This is a genomic window from Xanthomonas sp. D-99 (assembly GCF_017746145.1).
Lineage (GTDB): Bacteria > Pseudomonadota > Gammaproteobacteria > Xanthomonadales > Xanthomonadaceae > Xanthomonas > Xanthomonas cissicola.
Genome location: NZ_JAGHWU010000059.1, coordinates 1 through 423 on the forward strand (window position 1 = coordinate 1; position 423 = coordinate 423).

At 61.5% G+C, this 423-nt stretch carries 1 protein-coding gene; it reads right to left on the reverse strand.

Annotation, left to right across the window (positions count from 1 at the left end; all coding sequences use genetic code 11):
* Positions 1-423 (reverse strand): TAL effector repeat-containing protein (locus tag J7360_RS17605; protein ID WP_209034341.1); only part of this gene is annotated, 423 nt, incomplete at both ends.

Below are 423 nucleotides of genomic sequence, written 5' to 3' on the forward strand. Positions count from 1 at the left end.
GCCACCGTTATTGCTGGCGATGGCCACCACCTGGTCCGGGGTCAGGTTCAGGGGAGCGCCCGTCAGTGCATTGCGCCATGCATGCACTGCCTCCACCGCGGTCACGCCGCCACGTTTTGCAATCTTGAGAAGTTGACCTGTGTCCAACTGTAACGGTGGACCTCTCAACTCTCCCGACACCGTGAGCAATGCTTCCAGGGCGCGTGCGCCGGACCACTGTTTGCCGACGCCAACGATGTCTTCGTGTGTCGCCTCCGGCAACGCCGCGATCATGGCCTGGTACTTGACAGCGACGGTCCCCAAGGCTGCCGGGTGTTGGCTGAGCGCAACGATGTGCGCACGTGTAAACCCATGGCCGATCAGTGCCTCGTGGTGCTGTGCTACCGTCGAACGAGCCTTCAGTTTGATCTTCTCTTGCTGCTG